The following is a 22522-nucleotide window of genomic DNA, read 5'->3' as shown; positions in this document are numbered from 1 at the left end:
GCGGTTCATGCCGTCGCATGCCCCGCAGCCGGACGCTTCGCTACTACAGGTATTGACCCGTGTTCGCCACCGTGTCGATGGAACGGCCGGTGTCGGCGCCCTTCTTTCCGGTGACCAGGGTGCGGATGAAGACGATCCGCTCGCCCTTCTTGCCGGAGATCCGGGCCCAGTCGTCGGGGTTGGTGGTGTTGGGCAGGTCCTCGTTCTCCTTGAACTCGTCCACGCAGGCGGCGAGGAGATGGGAGACCCGCAGACCCTTCTGATTCTGGTCCAGGAAGGCCTTGATGGCCATCTTCTTGGCCCGGTCCACGATGTTCTGGATCATGGCGCCGGAGTTGAAGTCCTTGAAGTAGAGCACTTCCTTGTCACCATTGGCGTAGGTGACCTCCAGGAAGCGGTTCTCCTCGGTCTCCGCGTACATCTGCTCGACGACGGTCTGGATCATGCCGGCGACGGCTGCCTCGGCGTTGCCGTGGTGCTCCTCCAGGTCCTCCGGGTGCAGCGGCAGCCGGGGGGTGAGGTACTTGGAGAAGATGTCCTGGGCGGCCTCGGCGTCCGGACGCTCGATCTTGATCTTCACATCGAGCCGGCCGGGGCGCAGGATGGCCGGGTCGATCATGTCCTCGCGGTTGGAGGCGCCGATCACGATGACGTTCTCCAGGCCCTCCACACCGTCGATCTCGGAGAGCAGCTGGGGGACGATGGTGTTCTCCACGTCCGAGCTGACCCCGGAGCCACGGGTGCGGAAGAGGGAGTCCATCTCGTCGAAGAAGACGATGACGGGCGCGCCCTCGCTGGCCTTCTCACGGGCCCGCTGGAAGACCAGCCGGATGTGCCGCTCGGTCTCGCCGACGTACTTGTTGAGCAGCTCGGGGCCCTTGATGTTGAGGAAGAAGCTCTTCCCCGCGGGCTTGCCGGTGACCTCGGCGACCTTCTTGGCCAGTGAGTTGGCCACCGCCTTGGCGATCAGCGTCTTGCCGCAGCCGGGCGGGCCGTACAGCAGGACGCCCTTGGGGGGCCGCAGCTCGTGCTCCCGGAAGAGGTCCGGGTGCAGATACGGCAGCTCCACCGCGTCCCTGATCAGCTCGATCTGGCCGCCCAGACCGCCGATCTTGTTGTAGTCGATGTCCGGGACCTCTTCGAGGATGAGCTCCTCGACCTCACTCTTGGGCACGACCTCGAACACGTAGCCGGAGCGGGGCTCCAGCAGCAGGGCGTCCCCGGAGCGCAGCACGATGCCGGAGGCGAGCAGGGGCTCGGCCAGCCGGACCACGCGCTCCTCGTCGGTGTGCCCGACGACCAGGGCGCGCTCGCCGTCCTCCAGGACCTCCTTGAGGGTGACGATCTCGCCGACGCTCTCGAACTCCATGGCCGCGACCACGTTGAGCGCCTCGTTGAGCATGACCTCCTGGCCACGCCGCAGCTTGTCCAGTTCGATATTGGGGCTGACATTCACCCGGAGCTTGCGGCCCCCGGTGAAGATGTCGGCGGTGTCGTCCTCGTTCGCGTGCAGGAAGACGCCGAAACCGGCCGGGGGCTGTGCCAGCCGGTCGACCTCTTCCTTGAGGGCGACGATCTGGTCACGGGCCTCGCGGAGGGTAGTGGCGAGCCGCTCGTTCTGCGCGGACACGCCGGCCAGATTGGTCTGTAGCTCGACGATCCGCTCCTCAAGGACACGAGTGTGTCGCGGAGAGTCGGCCAGCTTTCGGCGCAGGACGGTGATCTCCTGCTCAAGATCGGCAAGCTGCCGGGACGGGTCGTCGGATGCCCGACCGGGCCGGATGCCGCGGTTGCTGTCGTCATCGTGGGATGCCACGGTCCTCACCTCCTCCAAAGGGAGCTGGACGCTTCCAGACCCTACCTGGACCGGTGCGGTTCGAAACCCCTAGATCACAAAGACGGTCGAGGTGGATCCGATCTTCACCCTTGCGCACTCCCTCATGCCAGGGAATACCCACCCCGGGCGAGTGGAAAGCCGACGGTTGTATGGTCGTAAGCGGTCAACACCCGGCAGGGATGGCTCTCTTTGTTTCACACTCTCAAGAATCGGCAGGCCACATGACCGCGCGGAATGAATCCGGAGACCTGGAAGTCTGGATCGACCAGGATCTGTGCACGGGCGATGGAATCTGCGCGCAGTACGCCCCGGAAGTGTTCGAGCTGGACATCGACGGCCTCGCGTATGTGAAGCCTCCGGCGCCCGCCGGCCAGGAGGCCGAGCTGCTCACCGCTCCCGGTGCCACGGCGCCGGTGCCGCTGCCCCTGCTGCGGGATGTGATCGAGTCGGCCAAGGACTGTCCGGGTGAGTGCATCCATGTGCGCCGGACGGCGGACAAGGCCGAGGTGTACGGCCCGGACGCCGTCGTGGACGCCACGAACGCCCAGTAGGTCGCGTCGTCGGTCATCGGTCACCGCCGAGCGTACTCCCGCGCCCGGCGGAACGGCGGGTCAGTAACTGCCGGGCGGTGGCGCGGCGCGCAGCGCCAGGGTGCCGTCCGTCCACTCCCAGGAGACATCGCGGCGCTGGTCGGGGGCGTACCGAGGGACATCGGGCGAGGAGTAGCCGAGCAGCCGCACCGACACGGTGCCGCCGGTCACGGCCAGGTTCTCCAGGGTCATGCCCTCGGCCGGGTCCACCAGGGTCAGCGCCACCCGGGGGGCGCTCTCGCCCCTGGCCGGGGCGGTGAGGACGTACAGGCCGTGCGGCGGGGTGCCGGCGCCGGCGTCGCAGTGCACGGCGGCGATGGTCTCCGCGATGCCGTCGCCGTCCAGGTCGGCGGCGGTGTGGTCGGTGACGGTGACGCCGTACGGGCCGCAGTCCACCGGATAGTCGGCGGCGGTGGGGTCCGGGCCCTCTCCCGGGGTGCCGGGCGGCTCGGCGGCGGCGCCGTCGGGGCCGAGCCAGGCCGCTGCCGCGGTGAGGGCGGCCAGTGCCACGGCGGTGGTGAGCCAGTGCACGGGGCGGCCACTGGGGGACAGAGGTGCTGCGCCTGCCGGGGACTGCACGCGGAAGACTCCTGGGGCGAGAGGCGGAGAAACAACTCGATGCCGGGACCTGCGCGTTGGCAGGTCCCGGCATCGTGCCACACCTCACATCACCGGGATACGGCGGGGTTACCCGGCCCCGTCCGCCGGTGCTTCCGCCGGGCGGGCGGCGTCGGCGCCGGTGCCCTTGCCCGGCCCGGAATAGTCCGAGCCGTACGCGCCGGGCGCCGGGCGGCGGCGGCGCAGCGGCGGCTCCACCCCGTCGGCCAGCCGGCGGGCGGTGAGCAGGAAGCCGGTGTGCCCGATCATGCGGTGGTCCGGGCGGACGGCCAGGCCCTCCACGTGCCAGGTGCGCACCATGGTCTCCCAGGCGGTCGGCTCGTTGAAGGTGCCGTGCTCGCGGATGGTCTCCACGGTGCGGGCCAGCTGGGTGGTGGTGGCGACATAGGCGCACACGATCCCGCCGGGGACCAGGGCCTTGGAGACGGCGTCCAGGCACTCCCAGGGGGCGAGCATGTCCAGGATGACGCGGTCCACCTCGGTGTCGGACAGCTGGTCCTGGAGGTCGCCGACGGTCAGCTGCCAGGCGGGGTGCGGGGCGCCGAAGTAGCGCTCCACGTTCTCCTGGGCGATCTTCGCGAAGTCGGCGCGACGCTCGTAGGAGTGCAGCATGCCCTGGTCGCCGATGGCGCGCAGCAGGAAGGTGCTGAGCGAGCCGGAGCCCACGCCGGCCTCGACGACCCGGGCGCCGGGGAAGATGTCGGCCATGGCCAGGATCTGCCCCGCGTCCTTGGGGTAGACCACGGCGGCTCCGCGGGGCATGGACAGGACGTAGTCGGGGAGCAGGGGGCGCAGCGCGAGATAGGCGACGTTCCCCGTGGTGCGGACAACGGTTCCCTCGGGGGCGCCGATCAGCTCGTCGTGTGGGAAGGCACCCTTGTGGGTGTGGAAGCTCTTCCCGGCTTCGAGCGTGAACGTGTAGTGGCGACCCTTGGGATCGGTGAGCTGTACCTGGTCCCCGACCTGGAAGGGCCCGCGTCGGCGGGCGGCACCGGTCGGTTCGGACATGGGGGTCAGCCTAGTGCAGGACGGGGCGGGCGCCGTCCGCGGGGCGGTGGGGCGGCGGTCAGCGGCGGGCGGCGGGGCCGCTCATGGCGTCCATGAAGGCGCGTTCCACATCGCTGGTGGACAGCACCCCGTAGATCTCGTCGTTCTCCTCGACCACCAGGTACTCGGTGGCGGGGGTGGCGCGCAGATGGTCGAGCAGTTCCTCGCCGGTGAGGTCGGCGGGCACCCGCATGCCGTCCGCCAGGTCCTGGGCGAGGGTGGAGACGGCGACCCAGGGGCGGCGGTGCTCGGGGACGGCGGCGATGCCGGATTCGCGGACCAGGGCGAGCGGGGCGCCCTGGCCGTCGACCACCACCAGGGCGCGGGCGCCGGCCTCGTTGGCGCGGCGCAGGGCCTCCGAGAGCGGGGTCTGGGCGGTGACGGGGACGGCCCGGCGGGTGAGGACGCGGGCGTTGAGGGCAGGCAGCCGCTCGCGCAGCCGCGCCATCTTGAGGCTGTTGCCGGCGCCGGTCCAGATGATGGCGGCGAGGATGGCGGCCAGCAGGGCGTCGGTGAGGGAGTCGAGACCGGTGTACGAGTCGCGGCTGGTGACGCCGGTCAGATGGGTGGTCAGCGGGAAGCCGATCAGCACCACCACGGCGAGCACCCGGCCGGTCCAGGCGGCGGCCACGGTGCCGGTCATGGGGCTGCCGCTGAGCCGCCACACCACGGCGCGCAGCATCCGGCCGCCGTCCAGGGGGAGACCGGGCAGCAGGTTGAAGGCGGCGACGATGACGTTGGAGATCATCAGCCCGGCCAGCAGGACGCCGGGGACGGTACCGCGGTCGACGGTGAGCATGCCGGCCCAGAAGACGCCGCCGAGCACGAGCGAGAGCAGCGGGCCGACACCGGCCAGCACGAACTCGCGGCCGGGGGTCTGGGATTCCTTCTCGATCTCGGAGACGCCGCCGAAGAACTGGAGCTGGATGCGGCGCACCGGGAGGTCGAAGCGGATCGCCGCATAGGTGTGGGCGAGTTCGTGCACCAGGACGGAGGCGTAGAAGGCGACCGCGAAGAAGAGGGAGACGAGATAGCGGCCGGCGCCGAGGTCGGGCAGCACCCGGTCGAGCTGGTTGCCGAAGAACCAGGTGATCAGGGCCGCTACCAGGAACCAGCTGGGCGCGACATAGATCGGTACGCCGAAGACGCGCCCCATGAGCAGGCCGCCGCCGGCCTCCTTGGGTCCGCCGGGCTTGCCGCCCGCGGTCTCCTGGCCAACCGGGCTGCCGGGCCGCGGTGTCCGGTCGCTGTCGGAGTCTGCCACCAATTCCCCTTGCTGGGTGTGACCTCGCGTGAGAGGCGGGTATGGAGTCGATGGTAAGCGCCCCGCTGTCAGTGACGCCCCGTAGGGTTCCGGACATGGAAGCGTCAGCCACCGCGCGTACTTCGTCCCTGTCCCCGTCCCGGGCCGCCGACTTCATGCAGTGCCCGCTGCTCTACCGCTTCCGGGTGATCGACAAGCTGCCCGAGGCGCCGAGCGCGGCGGCCACCAGGGGAACGGTTGTCCATGCCGTCCTTGAGCGGGTGTTCGACGCGCCCGCCGGGCAGCGCAGTGTGCCACGGGCGAAGGCGCTGGTGGTGCGGGAGTGGCAGCGGCTGCTGAAGAAGCGTCCGGAGCTGGCGCAGCTGTTTCTGGACGAGTCGCAGGAGGCGGAGCCGGGTGCGCTGGACCAGGAGCGGCTGGCGCGCTGGCTGGCGGAGGCCGAGGCTTTGGTGGAGCGCTGGTTCTCGCTGGAGGATCCCACCCGGTTGCAGCCGGCCGAGCGGGAGCTGTGGGTGGAGACCAAGCTGGAGTCGGGGCTCCGGCTGCGCGGGGTGATCGACCGGGTGGACATCGCGCCGACCGGCGAGGTGCGGATCGTCGACTACAAGACGGGGAAGGCGCCGCGCGCGGAGTACGCGGCGGACGCGCTGTTCCAGATGAAGTTCTACGCGCTGGTGCTGTGGCGGCTGCGCGGTGAGGTGCCCACCCGGCTTCAGCTGGTGTATCTGGGCAGCGGCGATGTGCTCACCCTGGACCCGGTGGAGAGTGATCTGGCGGCGGTGGAGCGCAAGCTGCTGGCGCTGTGGGAGGCGATCCGGCGGGCCACGGAGAGCGGGGACTGGCGGCCGAAGCCGGGCCGGCTGTGCGGCTGGTGCGACCACCAGTCGCGCTGCCCGGAGTTCGGGGGCACTCCCCCGCCGTATCCGCTGGCCATCCAGCCGGCGCTGCCACTGGAGGTGCCCGGGCCGCGCGCGGGGGACGCCGAGGACGCGGCCGGGGGCGTCCCGGAGAGCTGACCGGCGCGGGCGTGGGCGAGAATGGTGCCGCCTGCCGTCTGATCGAGGGGTTGGTCCATGCCCATCCGCGTACTGCTGGTCGACGATCAGCCGCTGCTGCGTACCGGTTTCCGGATGATCCTGGAGGCCGAGGGGGATGTGGCGGTGGTCGGGGAGGCCGGTGACGGGCTCCAGGCCCTGGACCAGGTGCGGGCGTTGCAGCCCGATGTGGTGCTGATGGACATCCGGATGCCCCGGATGGACGGGGTGGAGGCCACCCGCCGGATCACCGGGCCGCAGCGGGACGGCCCGGCGAAGGTGCTGGTGCTGACCACGTTCGATCTGGACGAGTATGTGATCGAGGCGCTGCGGGCGGGGGCCAGTGGCTTTCTGCTCAAGGACGCCCCGGCGGCCGAGCTGGTGCAGGCCATCCGGGTGGTGGCGGCGGGCGAGGCGACGCTGGCGCCGAGCGTGACCAGGCGGCTGCTGGACAAGTACGCGGGCAAGCTGCCCTCGGGCGAGGACTCGGTGCCGGACGCGCTGCACACGCTCACCGAGCGTGAGGTGGAGGTGCTGAAGCTGGTGGCGCGGGGGCTGTCCAACGCGGAGATCGCGGCGGATCTGTTCGTCAGCGAGACCACGGTGAAGACGCATGTGGGGCATGTGCTGACCAAGCTCCAGCTGCGCGACCGGGTCCAGGCCGCGGTCTACGCGTACGAGAGCGGCTTGGTGCGGCCCGGCAACTGAGCGCCGGCTACACGGGGCCGGCGGCTCGTACCGGGGCGGCCGTGGAGCGGGCTCCGTGCAGGGTGCGCAGGAAGGGGACGCTGATCTCCTCCAGGGAGGCGACCACGGTGCGCCCCGGGGCGGGGGGCACGGGGGCCACCGAGGGCACCGCGATGACCTGGCAGCCGGCGGCCTCGGCCGAGGCGACTCCGGTGAGGGTGTCCTCCACGGCCACGCAGCGCGCCGGGTCGGCGCCGAGCCGGGCGGCGGCGGTGAGGTACGGGTCGGGGTGCGGCTTGGTGCGGGTCACGTCGTCGCCGGCGACGGTGAGCGCGAAGTGGTGGGCTCCGATGGAGCCCAGCATGCGGTCGATGACGGTGCGGTGCGAGGCGGAGACCAGGGCGGTGGGCACCCGGTGGGCGGCCAGCGCGGTGAGCAGCCGGTGGGCGCCGGGCATCAGCGCGACGCCCTGGTCCAGGCGGCGCAGAAAGGCGGCGTTGAGTACGTCGCGCAGTTCGTCCAGGGTGATGTCGGCGCCGGTGGCCTCGATGAGGAAGCCGGCGCTGCGGGACATCGGGCCGCCCACCACGACCGCGCGGTACTCCTCGGGGAGAGTGTGGCCCAGGCCGGCGAAGACCTCGACCTCGGCGTCCCACCAGAATCCCTCGGTGTCCACCAGGGTGCCGTCCATGTCCAGCAGTACGGCCTGCGGCAGCGGACCCGTGACGGTGGCGGTGTCGGTGACGGGCGGGGAACTGGTCATCCGCGGTCCCTTCGGGGAGCAGGACGGCCGGTCGTCACCTCTCCGGCGGTGGAAAGGGACGACCGGCCGCGTACCGGACAGATCATTCTACGGGGGTGCGGGGTGGTTCGCCCGGGGAATCACCCGTTCGGCCCGGGCCGGGGGTCAGCGGGCGTTGAAGTAGTTGGCCTCGGGGTGGTGCAGGATGATCGCGTCGGTGGACTGTTCGGGGTGCAGTTGGAACTCCTCGGAGAGGGTGACGCCGATCCGTTCGGGCTGGAGCAGTTCGGCGATCTTGGCGCGGTCCTCCAGGTCGGGGCAGGCCGGGTAGCCCAGGGAGTACCGGCAGCCCTGGTACTCGGTGCGGAACATGCCGGCCAGGGCGGCCGGGTCGCCGCCGCCGATGCCCAGCTCCGCGCGGACCCGGGCGTGCCAGAACTCGGCGAGTGCTTCGGCGAGCTGGACGGACAGGCCGTGCAGCTCCAGATAGTCGCGGTAGGCGTCGGCGGCGAAGAGTTCGGCGGTGGCGCCGGAGACCCGGGAGCCCACGGTGACGGCCTGGAGGGCGACCACGTCCGTCTCGCCGCTCTCGGCCGGGCGGAAGAAGTCGGCCAGGCACAGCCGGCGGCCCCGGCGCTGGCGCGGGAAGGTGAAGCGGGTGCGCTCCTTGCCGTCCTCGTCCAGGATCACCAGGTCCTGGCCCTCGGCGTGGCAGGGGAAGTAGCCGTAGACGACGGCCGCCTCCAGCAGGTTGTCGGTGTGCAGCCGGTCCAGCCAGCCGCGCAGCCGGGGGCGGCCCTCGGTCTCCAGCAGTTCCTCGTAGTCGGGCCCTTCGCCGCTGCGGCTGCCCTTCAGTCCCCACTGGCCCTTGAACAGGGCGTCCTCATCCAGCCAGGCGGCGTAGTCCTTGAGCGGGATGCCCTTGATGACACGGGTGCCGGTGAAGGGGGCGGTGGGCACGGTGACGTCGGTGGCGGTGGCGGAGCGGGCCACCGGCTGTTCGGCCTCCGCCACCTGGAGGGCGGCGGCGGGGCGGGCGGCGACCCGGCGCTTCTTCAGCTCGGGGAGAGTGGCGCCGGGCACCCCGCGCTTGACCGCGATCAGCGCGTCCATGAGCCGCAGCCCCTCGAAGGCGTCGCGGGCGTAGCGAACCTCGCCCTGGTAGATCTCGTGCAGGTCCTGTTCGACGTAGGCGCGGGTGAGGGCGGCGCCGCCGAGGATGACGGGGTAGTCGGCGGCCATGCCGCGCTGGTTGAGCTCCTCCAGGTTCTCTTTCATGATCACCGTGGACTTCACCAGCAGCCCGGACATCCCGATGACGTCGGCGCGGTGTTCCTCGGCGGCGTCCAGGATGGCGGTCACCGGCTGTTTGATGCCGAGGTTGACGACGTTGTAGCCGTTGTTGGACAGGATGATGTCGACCAGGTTCTTGCCGATGTCGTGGACGTCGCCGCGTACGGTGGCCAGCACGATGGTGCCCTTGCCCTCGTCGTCGGACTTCTCCATGTGCGGTTCGAGGTGGGCGACGGCGTTCTTCATGACCTCGGCGGACTGGAGGACGAACGGCAGCTGCATCTGTCCTGAGCCGAAGAGTTCGCCGACCGTCTTCATCCCGGCGAGCAGGGTGTCGTTGACGATGTCCAGGGCGGGGCGGGTGGTGAGCGCCTCGTCCAGGTCGTCCTCCAGGCCCTTGCGTTCGCCGTCGACGATGCGGCGGCGCAGCCGCTCCTCCAGGGGGAGGGCGAGCAGTTCCTCGGTCTTGCCGGCCCGCATGGACTTGGCGTCCACGCCCTCGAAGAGTTCGAGGAAGCGCTGGAGCGGGTCGTAGCCCTCGCGGCGGCGGTCGTGGATGAGGTCGAGGGCGACCTGGACCTGCTCCTCCTCGATCCGGGCGATCGGCAGGATCTTGGCGGCGTGCACGATGGCGGAGTCCAGGCCGGCCTTGACGCACTCGTCGAGGAAGACGGAGTTGAGGACGAGCCGGGCGGCGGGGTTGAGGCCGAAGGAGATGTTGGACAGGCCCAGGGTGGTCTGGACGTCGGGGTGGCGCCGCTTCAGCTCCCGGATGGCCTCGATGGTGTGCACCCCGTCCCGGCGGGACTCCTCCTGGCCGGTACAGATGGTGAAGGTGAGGCAGTCGATGATGATGTCGGACTCGGCCACGCCCCAGTTGCCGGTGAGGTCGGCGATGATCCGCTCGGCGATGGCGACCTTGTCCTGCGGGGTGCGGGCCTGGCCGCGTTCGTCGATGGTGAGGGCCATCAGGGCGGCGCCGTGTTCCACGGCCATCCGGGTGACCTTGGCGAACCGGGAGTCGGGGCCGTCGCCGTCCTCGTAGTTCACCGAGTTGATGACGGCCCGCCCGCCGAGGCGTTCGAGGCCGGCTTCCAGGACGGCGGGCTCGGTGGAGTCCAGCACGATGGGCAGGGTGGAGGCGGTGGCGAGCCGGCCGGCCAGCTCGGACATGTCGGCGGCGCCGTCCCGGCCGACGTAGTCCACGCACAGGTCGAGCAGATGGGCGCCCTCGCGGATCTGCTCGCGGGCCAGCTCGACGCAGTCCTCCCAGCGGCCTTCCAGCATGGCCTCGCGGAACTTCTTGGAGCCGTTCGCGTTGGTGCGCTCGCCGATGGCGAGGTAGGAGGCGTCCTGGCGGAAGGGCACGGTCTGGTAGAGCGAGGCGGCGCCCGGCTCGGGGCGCGGGTCGCGGGCGGCGGGGGTCAGTCCGCGGACCCGCTCGACGACCTGCCGCAGATGCTCGGGGGTGGTTCCGCAGCAGCCGCCGATCAGGGAGAGCCCGAATTCACCGATGAACGTCTCGTGGGCGTCGGCCAGTTCGCCCGGGCCCAGCGGATAGTGGGCGCCGTCCTTGCCCAGGACCGGCAGCCCGGCGTTGGGCATGCAGGACACCGGGACGGTGGAGTGCTGGGAGAGGTAGCGCAGATGCTCGCTCATCTCGGCGGGGCCGGTGGCGCAGTTGAGGCCGATCATGTCGATGCCCAGTGGCTCCAGGGCGGTGAGCGCCGCGCCGATCTCGGAGCCGAGCAGCATGGTGCCGGTGGTCTCGACGGTGACCTGGACGAGGATCGGGAGGGCGGCGCCGGTGGCGTTGACGGCGCGGCGGGCGCCGAGCACGGCGGCCTTGGTCTGGAGCAGGTCCTGGGCGGTCTCCACCAGCAGGGCGTCGGCGCCGCCGGTGATCAGGCCCTCGGCGTTGCGCTGGTACGCGTCGCGCAGCTCGGCGTAGCGGATGTGGCCCAGGGTGGGCAGCTTGGTACCGGGGCCGATGGAGCCCAGGACCCAGCGCTGGCGTCCGTCGCGGGCGGCGTAGCTGTCGGCAGTCTCGCGGGCGATGCGGGCGCCGGCCTCGGAGAGTTCGGCGATGCGCTCGGGGATGTCGTACTCGCCGAGGGCGGCGAGGTTGGCGCCGAAGGTGTTGGTCTCCACGCAGTCCACGCCGGCGTCGAAGTACTCCTGGTGGACGGAGCGCACGATGTCGGGGCGGGTGACGTTCAGGACCTCGTTGCAGCCTTCCAGTTGCTGGAAGTCGTCCAGGGAGGGGTCCTGGGCCTGGAGCATGGTGCCCATGCCGCCGTCGGCGACGACGACGCGGGAGGCGAATGCCTGGCGCAGGGCGGCGACTCGTTCGGCCGGGGTGCGCGGGGACAGGGTGGGCGAGTCCATAAAGGTGCTCCATGGTGTGCGACGGCTGTCGGCTATGCGCTCCGCGCGGGAGGCACTCGCTCAGCGTATCCGTACCGCCGGAGGTTTCCTGGAGCCTTCCGCTCCGTGGACGGTCCCGGGGCGTCTCGTCCGGGTCCTCACGGGGCCGCGAAGCCGGCTGTCGGGGGCCCGCCGGGGAGCCTCGCCGCGTTGCCGGATCGCCCGGGTACGCCCGGTACGCGCGATCCGGCGGCTTGCGGCGCACCGCGTCCGGCGCCGCGGCCTCGCCCACGAGGATCCGGGTGGGACGGCCTAGACTCGTGCCCACCCCCGGGCTATCGACATCACCCGATGATGTTCGGCATTGTCGAATGGTATGAGCAGGCGACGGGCCCGCTGGGGGGTGTGAACGGCGGGAGGCGGTCTCATGGCGCGGACGATTCAGTCACTGGAGCGGGCCGCGGCGGTGCTGCGGCTGCTGGCCGGCGGCGAGCGGCGGCTCGGGCTTTCCGACATCGCCTCGTCCATCGGTCTGGCCAAGGCCACCGCGCACGGCCTGCTGCGCACCCTTCAGCAGGAGGGCTTCGTGGAGCAGGACGCGGCCTCGGGCAAGTATCAGCTGGGCGCCGAGCTGCTGCGGCTCGGCAACAGCTATCTGGATGTGCACGAGCTGCGCGCCCGGGCGCTGGTGTGGACCGACGATCTGGCCCGCTCCAGTGGCGAGAGCGCCTATGTGGGGGTGCTGCACCAGCGCGGGGTGCTGATCGTGCACCACGTCTTCCGGCCCGACGACTCGCGGCAGGTGCTGGAGGTGGGTGCGATGCAGCCCCTGCACAGCACCGCGCTGGGCAAGGTGCTGGCGGCCTTCGACCCGGTGGCCCACAGCGAGGCGCTGGAGGCGGGCTTCGCCCCGATCACCCGGCTGACCGTGGTGGATCCGGCCGGCTTCGACCGCGAGCTCGACCTGGTGCGGGCCCGGGGCTGGGCCAGTGATGTGGGCGAGACCTGGGACGGGGTGGCCTCGGTGGCCGCCCCGATCCTGGACCGGCGGCGGATGCCGGTGGGCGCGGTGGGCATCACGGGGGCCGTGGAGCGGATGCAGGAGGACGGCGAGCTGCGGCCCCGGCTGATCGCGGCGGTACGAGACTGTGCCCGGTCCGTGTCGCGCGACCTCGGATCCGGTCGATTCTAGAACAATGCGGACATTCGGCAGTTCTCTGCCGTTCCTTGCATCACATCCCTTGACGGCAGCCGCACCGAAGAGAAAACTCGCGGTCAGTGGTCGACATTGTCGAACACCGGACGGAGCTCTACCTGGTCCGCTGGACATAGGACAAAGGAGTCACGGGTGTCCAACTCCGAAATCTTCTACGGCGAAGTGCTCGGCACCGCCGTTCTGATCCTGCTCGGTGCCGGCGTCGTCGCCGGCGTCGTACTGAAGAAGTCCAAGGCGTTCGGCGCCGGCTGGGTCGCCATCACCTTCGGGTGGGGGATCGCCGTGCTCGCCGGCGTCTACGTCTCCACCCAGATCTCCGGGGCGCACCTCAACCCGGCCGTCACCCTCGGCATCATGATCGTGCACGGCGGGTGGGGCCAGTTCTGGGTGTACGTGCTCGGACAGTTCACCGGCGCGATGCTCGGTGCGATCGGCGTGTGGATCGCGTACTACGGCCACTTCCACGCCCATCTGGCCGATCACGAGGAGGAGGGCGGCTCCAAGACCCCCGGGGTCCGCGCCTTCGCCGAGCCCAAGCCGACCCGCGAGCGCCGCACCGCCGCCCGCGGCGAGCCGGGCCCGGTGCTGGGCATCTTCTCCACCGCCCCCGAGATCCGCGTCTACTGGCAGAACGTGGCCACCGAGATCCTGGGCACCTTCGTCCTGGTCTCCGTCGTGCTGGCCACCGGCATCAACAGCGCCCTCCAGGTCACCGCGCTCGGCGGACTCCTGGTCGCCCTCACCGTGCTCGGCATCGGTCTCTCCCTCGGCGGGCCGACCGGATACGCCATCAACCCGGCCCGTGACCTGGGCCCGCGCATCATCCACGCGCTGCTCCCGCTGCCCAACAAGGGCGGCTCCGACTGGTCCTACGCCTGGGTCCCGGTGGTCGGCCCGCTGCTCGGCGGCGCCGCCGCGGCCGGCATCCACCAGTTGGTGTTCTGACCCGCCGACCGCCCCGTACCGCCCCGTACCGAACGATCAGGAGCCGACGCATGAGCAGCACGCACGACCCCGACCCCTCCGCCACGCAGCGCGAGTACATCGCCGCCATCGACCAGGGCACCACCTCCTCGCGGTGCATCGTCTTCGACCACGACGGACGCATCGTCTCGGTCGACCAGAAAGAACACGAACAGATCTTCCCCAAGCCCGGCTGGGTGGAGCACAACGCCGCCGAGATCTGGACCAACGTCCAGGAGGTGGTCGCCGGCGCTCTCGACAAGGCGCAGATCACCAAGGACCACGTCAAGGCCATCGGCATCACCAACCAGCGCGAGACCACCCTGCTGTGGGACCGGCACACCGGTGAGCCGGTGCACAACGCCATCGTCTGGCAGGACACCCGCACCGACGCGCTCTGCCGGGAGCTGGGCCGCAACGTCGGCCAGGACCGGTTCCGCCGCGAGACCGGGCTGCCGCTGTCCGCCTACTTCGCCGGGCCCAAGATCCGCTGGCTGCTGGACAACGTCGAGGGGCTGCGCGAGCGCGCCGAGCGCGGCGATCTGCTGTTCGGCACCATGGACTCCTGGGTGATCTGGAACCTCACCGGCGGCGTCGACGGCGGAGTGCACGTCACCGACGTCACCAACGCCTCCCGCACCATGCTGATGAATCTGCGCACCATGGACTGGGACGAGCGGATCCTCGCCTCGATGCAGGTGCCCGCCGCCGTACTGCCACAGATCCGCTCCTCGGCCGAGGTCTACGGGCACGCCAAGGGCGGCCCGCTGAACGGGGTGCCGGTGGCGTCCGCGCTCGGCGACCAGCAGGCCGCGCTGTTCGGGCAGACCTGTTACGAGGTCGGCGAGGCCAAGTCCACCTACGGCACCGGCACGTTCCTGCTGATGAACACCGGCACCGAGGCCGTCAACTCGTACGCCGGGCTGCTGACCACCGTCGGCTACCGCATCGGCGACCAGCCCACGGTGTACGCGCTGGAGGGCTCGATCGCGATCACCGGCGCCCTGGTGCAGTGGATGCGCGACCAGATGGGCATCATCCACTCGGCGGCCGAGATCGAGACCCTGGCCAGAACGGTGGAGGACAACGGTGGCGCCTACTTCGTACCGGCGTTCTCCGGGCTCTTCGCCCCCTACTGGCGCTCGGACGCGCGCGGCATCATCGCCGGGCTGACCCGCTATGTCACCAAGGCACACATCGCACGCGCCGTGCTGGAGGCCACCGCCTGGCAGACCCGCGAAATCGTCGACGCCATGAAGAAGGACTCCGGCGTCGACCTGACCTCACTGCGGGTCGACGGGGGCATGACCTCCAACAACCTGCTGATGCAGAACATCTCGGACTTCCTGGACGCGCCCGTGGTGCGTCCCATGGTCTCCGAGACCACCTGCCTGGGCGCCGCCTACGCGGCCGGGCTCGCCGTCGGCTTCTGGACCGACGTCAGCGAACTGCGCGCCAACTGGCGCCGGGCAGCCGAGTGGACCCCCCAGATGGACGCGGCCGAGCGCGACCGCGAGTACAAACTCTGGCTCAAGGCCGTACAGCGGACCATGGGCTGGCTCGACGAGGAGGACTGAGAACACCATGAACACCCCGCAGCACACCACGGACGCCACCGGGTCCGCGATATCCGCGGCCCCGGCCGCCGGCCGCGCCGAGACCCGGGAGCGGCTGGCCGGCTCCGCCTACGATCTGCTGGTGATCGGCGGCGGCATCCTGGGCACCTCGGTGGCCTGGCACGCCGCACAGTCGGGGCTGCGGGTGGCGATGGTGGACGCCGGCGACTTCGCCGGCGCCACCTCCTCCGCCTCCTCCAAACTGGTGCACGGCGGACTGCGCTACCTCCAGACCGGCGCCGTCAAACTCGTCGCCGAGAACCACCACGAGCGCCGGGTGCTCGCCAAGGACGTGGCCCCGCACCTGGTCAACCCCCTCACCTTCCACCTCCCCGTCTACAAGGACGGCCCGCACGGCGCCGCCAAGCTCGGCGCCGGCGTCTTCGCCTACTCGGCGCTGTCCGCCTTCGGCGACGGGGTGGGCCGGATCATCTCCCCCGCCAAGGCCGCCGCTGTCAACCCGGCGCTGCGCACCGACAACCTCAAGGCGGTGGCGGTCTACGGCGACCACCAGATGAACGACGCCCGGGTCGCCGTCCTCACCGTCCGCGCCGCCGTCTCCGCCGGGGCCGCCGTCCTCAACCACGCCGAGGTCACCGGGCTGCGCTTCACCCACGGCCGGGTCACCGGCGCCGAGGTCCGCGACCGCATCGACGGCACCGAGTTCGGGGTCGACGCCCGCCTCGTCCTCAACGCCACCGGCCCCTGGGTCGACCACCTGCGGCGCCTGGAACACCCCGGCGCCGCGCCCAGCGTCCGGCTCTCCAAGGGCGCCCATATCGTGCTGCGCCGCACCGCCCCCTGGCGCGCCGCGCTCGCCACCCCGGTCGACAAGTACCGCATCACCTTCGCCCTCCCGTGGGAGGACCAGTTGCTGCTCGGCACCACCGACGAACCGTACGAGGGCGACCCCGGCGAGGTGCGCGCCACCGAGGCCGACATCCAGCAGATCCTGGAAGAGGCCGCGCTGTCGGTGACCGACGCCCAGCTGGACCGCGAGCTGCTCACCTATGCCTTCGCCGGCCTGCGGGTACTGCCCGGCGGCCCCGGCGGCGTGGAGTCCGCCAAGCGCGAGACCGTGGTCACCGAGGGTCGCGGCGGCATGCTGTCGGTGGCCGGCGGCAAGTGGACCACGTACCGGCACATCGGGCGTACGGTGCTGGCCAAGCTCGCCAAGCTGCCCGGCCTGGGCATCGCCGAGGACATGGAACCGGTGCGGGAGCTGGTGCGCCGCGCACCGCTGCCCGGGGTCGCCAACCCCAACGCGGTCGCCCACCGGCTGCTGGTGGACCGCGACCCCGGCGCCCGGATGGACCCGCTGACCGCGCGTCATCTGGCCACCCACTACGGCTCGCTCGCCCTGGAGATCGCGGATCTCGTCCGCCGCGACCCGGCGCTCGGCGAGCGCATCCACCCCGACGGCCCCGAGATCTGGGCACAGGTGGTGTACGCCCGCGACCACGAGTGGGCCCAGACCGTGGACGACGTGCTGCGCCGCCGTACCACCGTCACCATCCGCGGCCTGGACACCGAGCCGGTACGGGAGCGGGTGGCCGCGCTGCTCGGCCGCCGGGACGGCTGAGGCCGGGCCGGTGCCGTTGTCTTCCGGGGCTCCCCGGCCGCGATCCGATGCGTACGAAGGCCATGGTCTGGGCACGGTGACGCCGTAGGCTGGGCCGCACGGAAGACAAACGGCAGCCGGGCCGGGCATACCGCCCCGACCCGGCCGGAAGGAGGCGCTGGGTGATCGAGCTCGAGGGAGTTCCCGAGCTGGTCGACCCGGTCATGGTGGCCGCGTTCGAAGGCTGGAATGATGCCGGCGACGCCGCCTCCGCCGCGGTCGCGCACCTGGAGCGGGAGTGGAAGGGCGAGGTGTTCGCGGCGCTGGACGCCGAGGACTACTACGACTTCCAGGTCAATCGCCCGCTGATCTGGCTGGATGACGGCGTGCGCCGGATCACCTGGCCGACCACGCGCCTGTCCGTGATCCGCGGCGGCGCGCCCGGCACCTCCGGCAGACGGCGCGATCTGGTGCTGGTGCGCGGCATCGAGCCGAGCATGCGGTGGCGGTCGTTCTGCAACGAGCTGCTGGGCTTCGCCCACGAGCTGGGGGTGGAGATGGTGGTGGTGCTCGGCGCGCTGCTGGGCGACACCCCGCACACCCGGCCGGTGCCGGTCACCAGCGTCACCTCCGACGAGGAGCTGGCGCGTTCGCTGGACCTGGAGGAATCCCGGTACGAGGGGCCCACCGGCATCGTGGGGATCTTCCAGGAGGCGTGCGCCCACGCCGGGTTCCCGGCGGTCAGCCTGTGGGCGTCCGTGCCGCACTATGTCTCGCAGCCGCCCAACCCGAAGGCGTCGCTGGCGCTGCTGAACGCCCTGGAGGATCTGCTGGGGATGGGCATTCCGCTGGGCGAGCTGCCCGAGGACGCCCGCGCCTGGCAACTGGGGGTGGATCAACTGGCCGCCGAGGACAGCGAGGTGGCGGAGTACGTCCAGTCGCTTGAACAGGCCAGGGACACGGCGGAGCTGCCGGAGGCGTCGGGCGAGGCGATCGCCAAGGAGTTTGAGCGCTATCTGCGGCGCCGGGACGGGTCGGCGGAGCCGGCACCCGGGGCCGGAACCGGAACCGGGGAGCCGGGCGGGGGGCCGGGGCCGTTTCTGAAGGATCCGAGCAGCGGGCGGGCCCGGCCGCGGCGGCGCCGCAAGCCGGAGGGCGACGCCGGGCCGCCACCGGCGGCGGACGGCGGCGGCAACACGGCCGACCCGAGCGAGTAACCGCCCGGTTTACGCGCGTTAGACCGGGCCCGTACGTGGTACGTACGGGCCCGGCCCGGGGCGCGCCGCCCGGCCGAAGGCCGGGGCCGCACCACGAGCCGGAGGGCCGACCCCGCAAGCGACGCACCACCCCGGCCCAACAGGCACCGCCGCGCCAACGGCTGGGCCCGCATCACCAACCGAAGACGCCGACCCCGCAGCCCACGCACCGGTCCGGGCCAGACCGCTGCCCGACGGACGCCGCCGGGCAGGAACTCGGCAGGTCAAACGCTCGGGACGTATCCCGAGCCGGGGGCTGCGGGTTTTCGTGACCCGCGTACGCGTCAGGGCCAGGGCGCTGCCCGACGGACACCACCGGCCAGGAACGCCGCCCGGGCCGAACGCTCCGGCCGTGCGGGGATGCCGTCGGTGCTGCCCCGGCCGGTGGCGCTGGGGCTGGTCCGGCCGCCGGCGCGGCCCGCGCGGGCGGCGGCGATGGTGACGGCGATCGTGTTCGGGACGGCGGCGGTCACCTTCACGGTGGGGCTCGGAACCTCGCCGGCGGACGTCCTGCGGGCGCGGCCTCGTAACCCACACACCGACCCGGGCCAGGGCGCTGACCGACGGACGGCGCCGGGCCGAAGGTTGCGGACCGGCATCGCAGCCCGCGCGTCGGCCCGGCCCGGGGCACTGCCCAATGGGGGCCGTCGGCCGGAAGTGTCGGGGCCCCAGGGTCGGGGTCGTGTCGCGAGCCGGGGGGAGGAGGCGGCGGCGGCTTTCGTGGTCCGTGTACGGGCCCGGGCCAGGGCGCTGCCTGCCGGGCGATACGGCCGGGGATGCGTTCCGGGCCGCATCTGTCTCGTCGTGGTTGTTCGGTCGTGCCCGGCGCCTGGGCTCTTCCCGCCGAAGGCTTGGGAGAGCCCCGGCGCCGGGTGGATCGGCGGGCAGCTACAGGGCGACGCCCAGCAGCGCGTCCACCGTACGGGAGACGATCCCGGGGGCGCCGGTGTCCTGGCCGCCGTCCGTCTGCTGGGCGGCGGCCCAGCGGTCCACCGCAGCCAGCGCCGCCGGGGCGTTCAGGTCGTCGGCCAGCGCGTCCCTGACCTCCTCGACCAGGGCGAGCGCCGACGGCCCGTCCGGGCGGGAGACGGCGGCCCGCCAGCGGCCGAGCCGCTCCTGGGCCTGCGCCAGCACCTCGTCCGTCCACTCCCAGTCGCTGCGGTAGTGCCGCGACAGCAGGGCCAGCCGGATGGCGGCCGGGTCGACGCCGTCGCGCCGCAGCTGGGAGACGAAGACCAGGTTGCCCAGCGACTTGGACATCTTCTCGCCCCGGTAGCCGACCATCCCGGCGTGCACATAGCTGGCCGCGAACGGGTACTCCCCGGTGAGCGTCTGGGCGTGCGAGGCGCCCATCTCGTGGTGCGGGAAGGCCAGATCGGAGCCGCCGCCCTGCACGTCGAAGCCCATGCCCAGGTGTTCCAGGGCGATGGCCACGCACTCGATGTGCCAGCCGGGGCGGCCGGGGCCCAGGCTGCCGCCGTCCCAGGACGGCTCGCCGGGGCGGGCTGCCAGCCACAGCATCGGGTCCAGCGGGTTCTTCTTGCCCGGCCGGTCCGGGTCGCCGCCGCGTTCGGCGGACAGCGCGCGCATGGTCGCCGCGTCGAGCCCGGACACCTGTCCGAAGTGCTCGTCGGAAGCCACCGAGTAGTAGATGTCGCCGTCGAGTTCGTACGCGGCGCCCTGCTCGCGCAGCCGCTCCACCAGCGGCACGATGCCCGGTATGGCCTCCACCGCCCCGATGTAGTGGGCCGGCGGCAGCATCCGCAGCGCGGTCATGTCCTCGCGGAACAGCTCGGTCTCACGCAGCGCCAGCGCGGTCCAGTCCTCGCCGGTGGCCACCGCCCGCTCCAGCAGCGGGTCGTCGATGTCGGTGACGTTCTGTACGTAGTGCACCTGCCGCCCGTTGTCCAACCAGACCCGCTGCACCAGGTCGAACGCGGTGTAGGTGGCCGCGTGTCCCAGGTGGGTGGCGTCGTAGGGGGTGATTCCGCAGACATAGAGCCGGGCCACGGGCCCGGGGGTGAGGGTCACCCGGCTCCCGGTGGCGGTGTCGTGAATCCTGAGGTCGCGGCCCTGACCAGGCAGCGCGGGGACCTCGGAGGCGGGCCAGGCATACATGCCACGAGCCTATCCGCACCGGCTCCCGGTTACACGGCGGGCCCCGGGGACGGCGTACGCCGGCGCGCGGTCAGATGAGCGGCCAGGGGATGGCGGGCCATTCGCCGCCCGGGCGGGGGTGGCGGCCGGTGCGCAGCAGCTCGGCGACCCGCTCGCGCAGCGCGGCGTACTCGGGGCGGCTGATCAGCTCGGCGAGCCGGGCGGCCGGCGGGCTGCCGGGGTCGGCCAGCGCGTCGGACAGGGTACGCAGGGCGCGCCGGGCGCCCTCCGGCAGCGGCTCGCCGGCCCAGCCCCACAGCAGGGTGCGCAGCTTGTCCTCGGTGTGGAAGGTCACTCCGTGGTCGATGCCGTACAGCCGGCCGTCGCGCTGCGGCAGCAGGTGGCCGCCCTTGCGGTCGCCGTTGTTGATGACGGCGTCCAGGACGGCGAGCCGGCGCAGCCGTTCGTCGTCCGCGTGCACCAGCAGGGCGGGGGTGCCGTCGGCGGTCTCCACCTGGCCGATCGCCCGCCAGCCGGGCTCGGCGGCGGTGCCCTCGGTGAGGGCGAGCAGTTCCCCGCCGGGCGGCTCCTGCTCCGCCGTGTCACCCGTGTCCGGCGCCAGCGGGTCGGGTCCCACCCACAGCTGGCACATGGTCTCGCCGTGCGGCCCGTCGCGCAGCACGGTGGGCGGCACCAGGTCCCAGCCGAGCGCGCGGCACACTTCGTACGCGGCCACCTCACGGCGGGCCAGATTGCCGTCGGGGAAGTCCCACAGCGGGCGTTCACCGGCCACCGGCTTGCACACGCAGGGCAGTTGCCGGCCGTCGAGTTCGGCGGTGGCGTACAGCACCGCGTTGGAGGCGTCCGGGATCTGTCCGAGGACGGTGAGCCGGCCGTGCGCGAGGATCTCGGCGATCCGGGTCCCGGCCTCAGCCTCCGCCCCGGTCCCGGTTTCCCGAGGGGGTGTCATGCCCGGCTGCGCCGGTACCCGTTCTGGCGCGGGCATACGTGTCCCTCCGGGTCGAGCGGCAGGCTGCACAGCGGGCACGGCGGGCGGCCGGCGCCCACCACCTCCAGGGCGCGCTTGGCGAAGGCCCGGGCCATGGTGCCCGACAGCCGCACCCGCAGCATGGGCGGGCCGTTCTCGTCGTCCCGCAGCAGCCGTTCCTCGGCCTCGGCGAACTCCTCCTCGGAATCGGCCTCCAGTTCCACCAGGGCCTGGGCCTCCACGATCATCCGCTCGTTCTCGCCGTCCCAGGCCAGAGCCATGGTGCCGACCCGGAACTCCTCCTCCACGGGCACCTGGAGCGGCCCGGTGTCGGCGAGTTCGGTGGGGGCGACGGCGGGCACGGAGGTGGAACCCCCGGAGCGGCGCACCACCTCGTCCAGCAGTTCGTCGATGCGCTGGGCGAGCGCCTCGACCTGGGCCTTCTCCAGGGCGACGCTGGTGGTACGGGGGCCGGCCGTCGCCTGGAGGAAGAAGCTTCGCCGGCCAGGCAGTCCGACCGTCCCGGCGACGAATCGTTCCGGAGGGTCGTAGAGGAACACCTGACGGGACACGTACTGCTCCGTTGGGTCGATGGCGGTGGACTGTTGTCCGGCGACACTGGCACCCTACTGCGCATCGAGATCGCGGTGCCTAGGCACCGCCCCCGACCGGGGCGTCGGTCTCGGCGGTGAGATCGCGTTCGCCGGCCGGGGTGTGCGGCGCGAATTCGCTCAGCTCGCCGGTGTCGCCGAACCGCAGCAGCAGGGGGTGTTCGCCGTACCGGATGGCGGTGACGGAGGCGGGGTGCGGTGCGATGCGCTGGAAGTGGTCGAGATGGAGACCGAGGGCGTCGGCGACCAGGGCCTTGATGTTGTCGCCGTGGGTGCACAGCAGCCACACGGCGTCGGGGCCGTGCTCGCGCGCGACGCGGGCGTCCCAGTCGGCCGCGGCGGCGGCCACCCGCTCGGCCATGGCGCGCAGGGTCTCGCCGCCGGGGAAGCGGACGGCGGAGGGCCGGGTGCGTACGGTGGCCATGAGGGGCTGCTCGGCGAGTTCGCGGAGCGTACGGCCGGTCCATTCGCCGTAGTCGCACTCGATGACCCGCTCCTCGGCGTACACCGGCAGTTCCGGGCGGGCGGCGCGCAGCGGGGCGAGGGTCTCCACGCAGCGCTGGAGGGGGCTGTGCACGGCGGCGGCCAGCGGCACCCCGGCGAGCCGGCCGGGGAGTGCGGCGGCCTGCCGGTGGCCGTGGTCGTCGAGGGCGGTGCCGGGGGCGCGGCCGGCGAGCACTCCGGCGGCGTTGGCGGTGGTTCTGCCGTGGCGCAGCAGCAGCATGGTGGGCATGC

At 72.0% G+C, this 22522-nt stretch carries 19 protein-coding genes; 8 read left to right on the top strand and 11 right to left on the bottom strand.

The window, feature by feature from the left end; all coding sequences use genetic code 11:
• Positions 1-43 precede the first annotated feature (43 nt).
• Positions 44-1816: a proteasome ATPase gene (gene arc / locus AC5WRL_RS01330; protein ID WP_496086344.1), complete on the bottom strand. Its 1773-nt coding sequence runs from the start codon at positions 1814-1816 to the stop codon at positions 44-46.
• Between the two features lie 242 nt (positions 1817-2058).
• On the opposite strand from arc, the gene AC5WRL_RS01325 reads away from it, so the two are divergent.
• Entirely contained in the window at positions 2059-2388 is a 330-nt protein-coding gene (locus AC5WRL_RS01325) for a ferredoxin (RefSeq protein WP_496086343.1), read from the top strand.
• Positions 2389-2448: 60 nt separating this feature from the next.
• On the opposite strand, the gene AC5WRL_RS01320 is transcribed toward AC5WRL_RS01325, so the two are convergent.
• The 3 genes from AC5WRL_RS01320 to AC5WRL_RS01310 all read right to left on the bottom strand — a co-directional run bounded on the left by AC5WRL_RS01320 (position 2449) and on the right by AC5WRL_RS01310 (position 5356).
• A complete protein-coding gene (locus AC5WRL_RS01320; protein ID WP_496086342.1) occupies positions 2449-3006 on the bottom strand; it encodes a hypothetical protein in 558 nt (185 codons plus the stop codon).
• 108 nt (positions 3007-3114) lie between these two features.
• Complete coding sequence (locus tag AC5WRL_RS01315) at positions 3115-4053, bottom strand: tRNA (adenine-N1)-methyltransferase (protein ID WP_496086341.1); 939 nt, start codon at positions 4051-4053, stop codon at positions 3115-3117.
• 58 nt (positions 4054-4111) lie between these two features.
• Complete coding sequence (locus AC5WRL_RS01310; RefSeq protein WP_496086340.1) at positions 4112-5356, bottom strand: site-2 protease family protein; 1245 nt, start codon at positions 5354-5356, stop codon at positions 4112-4114.
• A 95-nt stretch (positions 5357-5451) separates the two neighbouring features.
• Between AC5WRL_RS01310 and AC5WRL_RS01305 the strand changes: the two genes are divergently transcribed.
• Together AC5WRL_RS01305 and AC5WRL_RS01300 are read left to right on the top strand one after the other, a co-directional pair.
• Positions 5452-6372 carry a RecB family exonuclease gene (locus tag AC5WRL_RS01305; RefSeq protein WP_496086339.1) on the top strand — a complete coding sequence of 307 codons (921 nt, stop codon included), beginning with the start codon at positions 5452-5454 and terminating at the stop codon, positions 6370-6372.
• A gap of 57 nt (positions 6373-6429) precedes the next feature.
• The gene (locus tag AC5WRL_RS01300; RefSeq protein ID WP_496086338.1) at positions 6430-7098 is read left to right on the top strand and encodes a response regulator; all 669 of its coding nucleotides are present in this window, start codon (positions 6430-6432) and stop codon (positions 7096-7098) included.
• Between the two features lie 7 nt (positions 7099-7105).
• On the opposite strand, the gene AC5WRL_RS01295 is transcribed toward AC5WRL_RS01300, so the two are convergent.
• Together AC5WRL_RS01295 and metH are read right to left on the bottom strand one after the other, a co-directional pair.
• Positions 7106-7840 (bottom strand): HAD family hydrolase, encoded by a 735-nt coding sequence (locus tag AC5WRL_RS01295; RefSeq protein ID WP_496086337.1) that lies wholly within the window; start codon positions 7838-7840, stop codon positions 7106-7108.
• Between the two features lie 144 nt (positions 7841-7984).
• On the bottom strand, positions 7985-11500 hold the full coding sequence (metH, locus tag AC5WRL_RS01290; protein ID WP_496086336.1) for a methionine synthase: 3516 nt from the start codon (positions 11498-11500) through the stop codon (positions 7985-7987).
• Positions 11501-11906: 406 nt separating this feature from the next.
• On the opposite strand from metH, the gene AC5WRL_RS01285 reads away from it, so the two are divergent.
• From AC5WRL_RS01285 to AC5WRL_RS01265, 5 genes are all read left to right on the top strand, one after another.
• A complete protein-coding gene (locus tag AC5WRL_RS01285; protein WP_496086335.1) occupies positions 11907-12671 on the top strand; it encodes an IclR family transcriptional regulator in 765 nt (254 codons plus the stop codon).
• Between the two features lie 156 nt (positions 12672-12827).
• Complete coding sequence (locus AC5WRL_RS01280; RefSeq protein WP_496086334.1) at positions 12828-13640, top strand: MIP/aquaporin family protein; 813 nt, start codon at positions 12828-12830, stop codon at positions 13638-13640.
• A gap of 50 nt (positions 13641-13690) precedes the next feature.
• The gene (gene glpK, locus AC5WRL_RS01275; RefSeq protein ID WP_496086333.1) at positions 13691-15235 is read left to right on the top strand and encodes a glycerol kinase GlpK; all 1545 of its coding nucleotides are present in this window, start codon (positions 13691-13693) and stop codon (positions 15233-15235) included.
• Positions 15236-15242: 7 nt separating this feature from the next.
• Entirely contained in the window at positions 15243-16856 is a 1614-nt protein-coding gene (locus AC5WRL_RS01270; RefSeq protein WP_496086332.1) for a glycerol-3-phosphate dehydrogenase/oxidase, read from the top strand.
• A 161-nt stretch (positions 16857-17017) separates the two neighbouring features.
• The gene (locus AC5WRL_RS01265; protein ID WP_496086331.1) at positions 17018-18052 is read left to right on the top strand and encodes a PAC2 family protein; all 1035 of its coding nucleotides are present in this window, start codon (positions 17018-17020) and stop codon (positions 18050-18052) included.
• Positions 18053-18375: 323 nt separating this feature from the next.
• Here AC5WRL_RS01265 and AC5WRL_RS01260 read toward each other — a convergent pair whose 3' ends face one another.
• The 5 genes from AC5WRL_RS01260 to AC5WRL_RS01240 form a co-directional block, all read right to left on the bottom strand.
• Positions 18376-18570, bottom strand: coding sequence for a hypothetical protein (locus AC5WRL_RS01260; RefSeq protein WP_496086330.1), 195 nt, complete (start codon positions 18568-18570; stop codon positions 18376-18378).
• Positions 18571-18979: 409 nt separating this feature from the next.
• Complete coding sequence (mshC, locus tag AC5WRL_RS01255; RefSeq protein ID WP_496086329.1) at positions 18980-20209, bottom strand: cysteine--1-D-myo-inosityl 2-amino-2-deoxy-alpha-D-glucopyranoside ligase; 1230 nt, start codon at positions 20207-20209, stop codon at positions 18980-18982.
• Positions 20210-20279: 70 nt separating this feature from the next.
• Positions 20280-21194, bottom strand: coding sequence for an SCO1664 family protein (locus AC5WRL_RS01250; protein WP_496086328.1), 915 nt, complete (start codon positions 21192-21194; stop codon positions 20280-20282).
• Positions 21155-21748 (bottom strand): DUF3090 domain-containing protein, encoded by a 594-nt coding sequence (locus AC5WRL_RS01245; RefSeq protein WP_496086327.1) that lies wholly within the window; start codon positions 21746-21748, stop codon positions 21155-21157. The genes AC5WRL_RS01250 and AC5WRL_RS01245 overlap by 40 nt, the downstream gene beginning before the upstream one ends.
• A gap of 79 nt (positions 21749-21827) precedes the next feature.
• Positions 21828-22520 (bottom strand): MSMEG_4193 family putative phosphomutase, encoded by a 693-nt coding sequence (locus AC5WRL_RS01240; protein ID WP_496086326.1) that lies wholly within the window; start codon positions 22518-22520, stop codon positions 21828-21830.
• Positions 22521-22522: the final 2 nt, after the last annotated feature.

Source organism: Streptomyces sp. NTD107, assembly GCF_059510435.1.
This window is presented reverse-complemented; position numbering and strand designations above follow the sequence as displayed.

Bases quoted from the DNA above. Each gene is read 5' to 3' on its own strand.
- AC5WRL_RS01325 (WP_496086343.1), top strand. From the start codon at position 2,059: ATGACCGCGCGGAATGAATCCGGAGACCTGGAAGTCTGGATCGACCAG.
- AC5WRL_RS01315 (WP_496086341.1), bottom strand. From the start codon at position 4,053: ATGTCCGAACCGACCGGTGCCGCCCGCCGACGCGGGCCCTTCCAGGTC.
- AC5WRL_RS01305 (WP_496086339.1), top strand. From the start codon at position 5,452: ATGGAAGCGTCAGCCACCGCGCGTACTTCGTCCCTGTCCCCGTCCCGG.
- AC5WRL_RS01300 (WP_496086338.1), top strand. From the start codon at position 6,430: ATGCCCATCCGCGTACTGCTGGTCGACGATCAGCCGCTGCTGCGTACC.
- AC5WRL_RS01295 (WP_496086337.1), bottom strand. From the start codon at position 7,840: ATGACCAGTTCCCCGCCCGTCACCGACACCGCCACCGTCACGGGTCCG.
- metH (WP_496086336.1), bottom strand. From the start codon at position 11,500: ATGGACTCGCCCACCCTGTCCCCGCGCACCCCGGCCGAACGAGTCGCC.
- AC5WRL_RS01285 (WP_496086335.1), top strand. From the start codon at position 11,907: ATGGCGCGGACGATTCAGTCACTGGAGCGGGCCGCGGCGGTGCTGCGG.
- glpK (WP_496086333.1), top strand. From the start codon at position 13,691: ATGAGCAGCACGCACGACCCCGACCCCTCCGCCACGCAGCGCGAGTAC.
- AC5WRL_RS01270 (WP_496086332.1), top strand. From the start codon at position 15,243: ATGAACACCCCGCAGCACACCACGGACGCCACCGGGTCCGCGATATCC.
- mshC (WP_496086329.1), bottom strand. From the start codon at position 20,209: ATGTATGCCTGGCCCGCCTCCGAGGTCCCCGCGCTGCCTGGTCAGGGC.
- AC5WRL_RS01250 (WP_496086328.1), bottom strand. From the start codon at position 21,194: ATGCCCGCGCCAGAACGGGTACCGGCGCAGCCGGGCATGACACCCCCT.
- AC5WRL_RS01240 (WP_496086326.1), bottom strand. From the start codon at position 22,520: ATGCCCACCATGCTGCTGCTGCGCCACGGCAGAACCACCGCCAACGCC.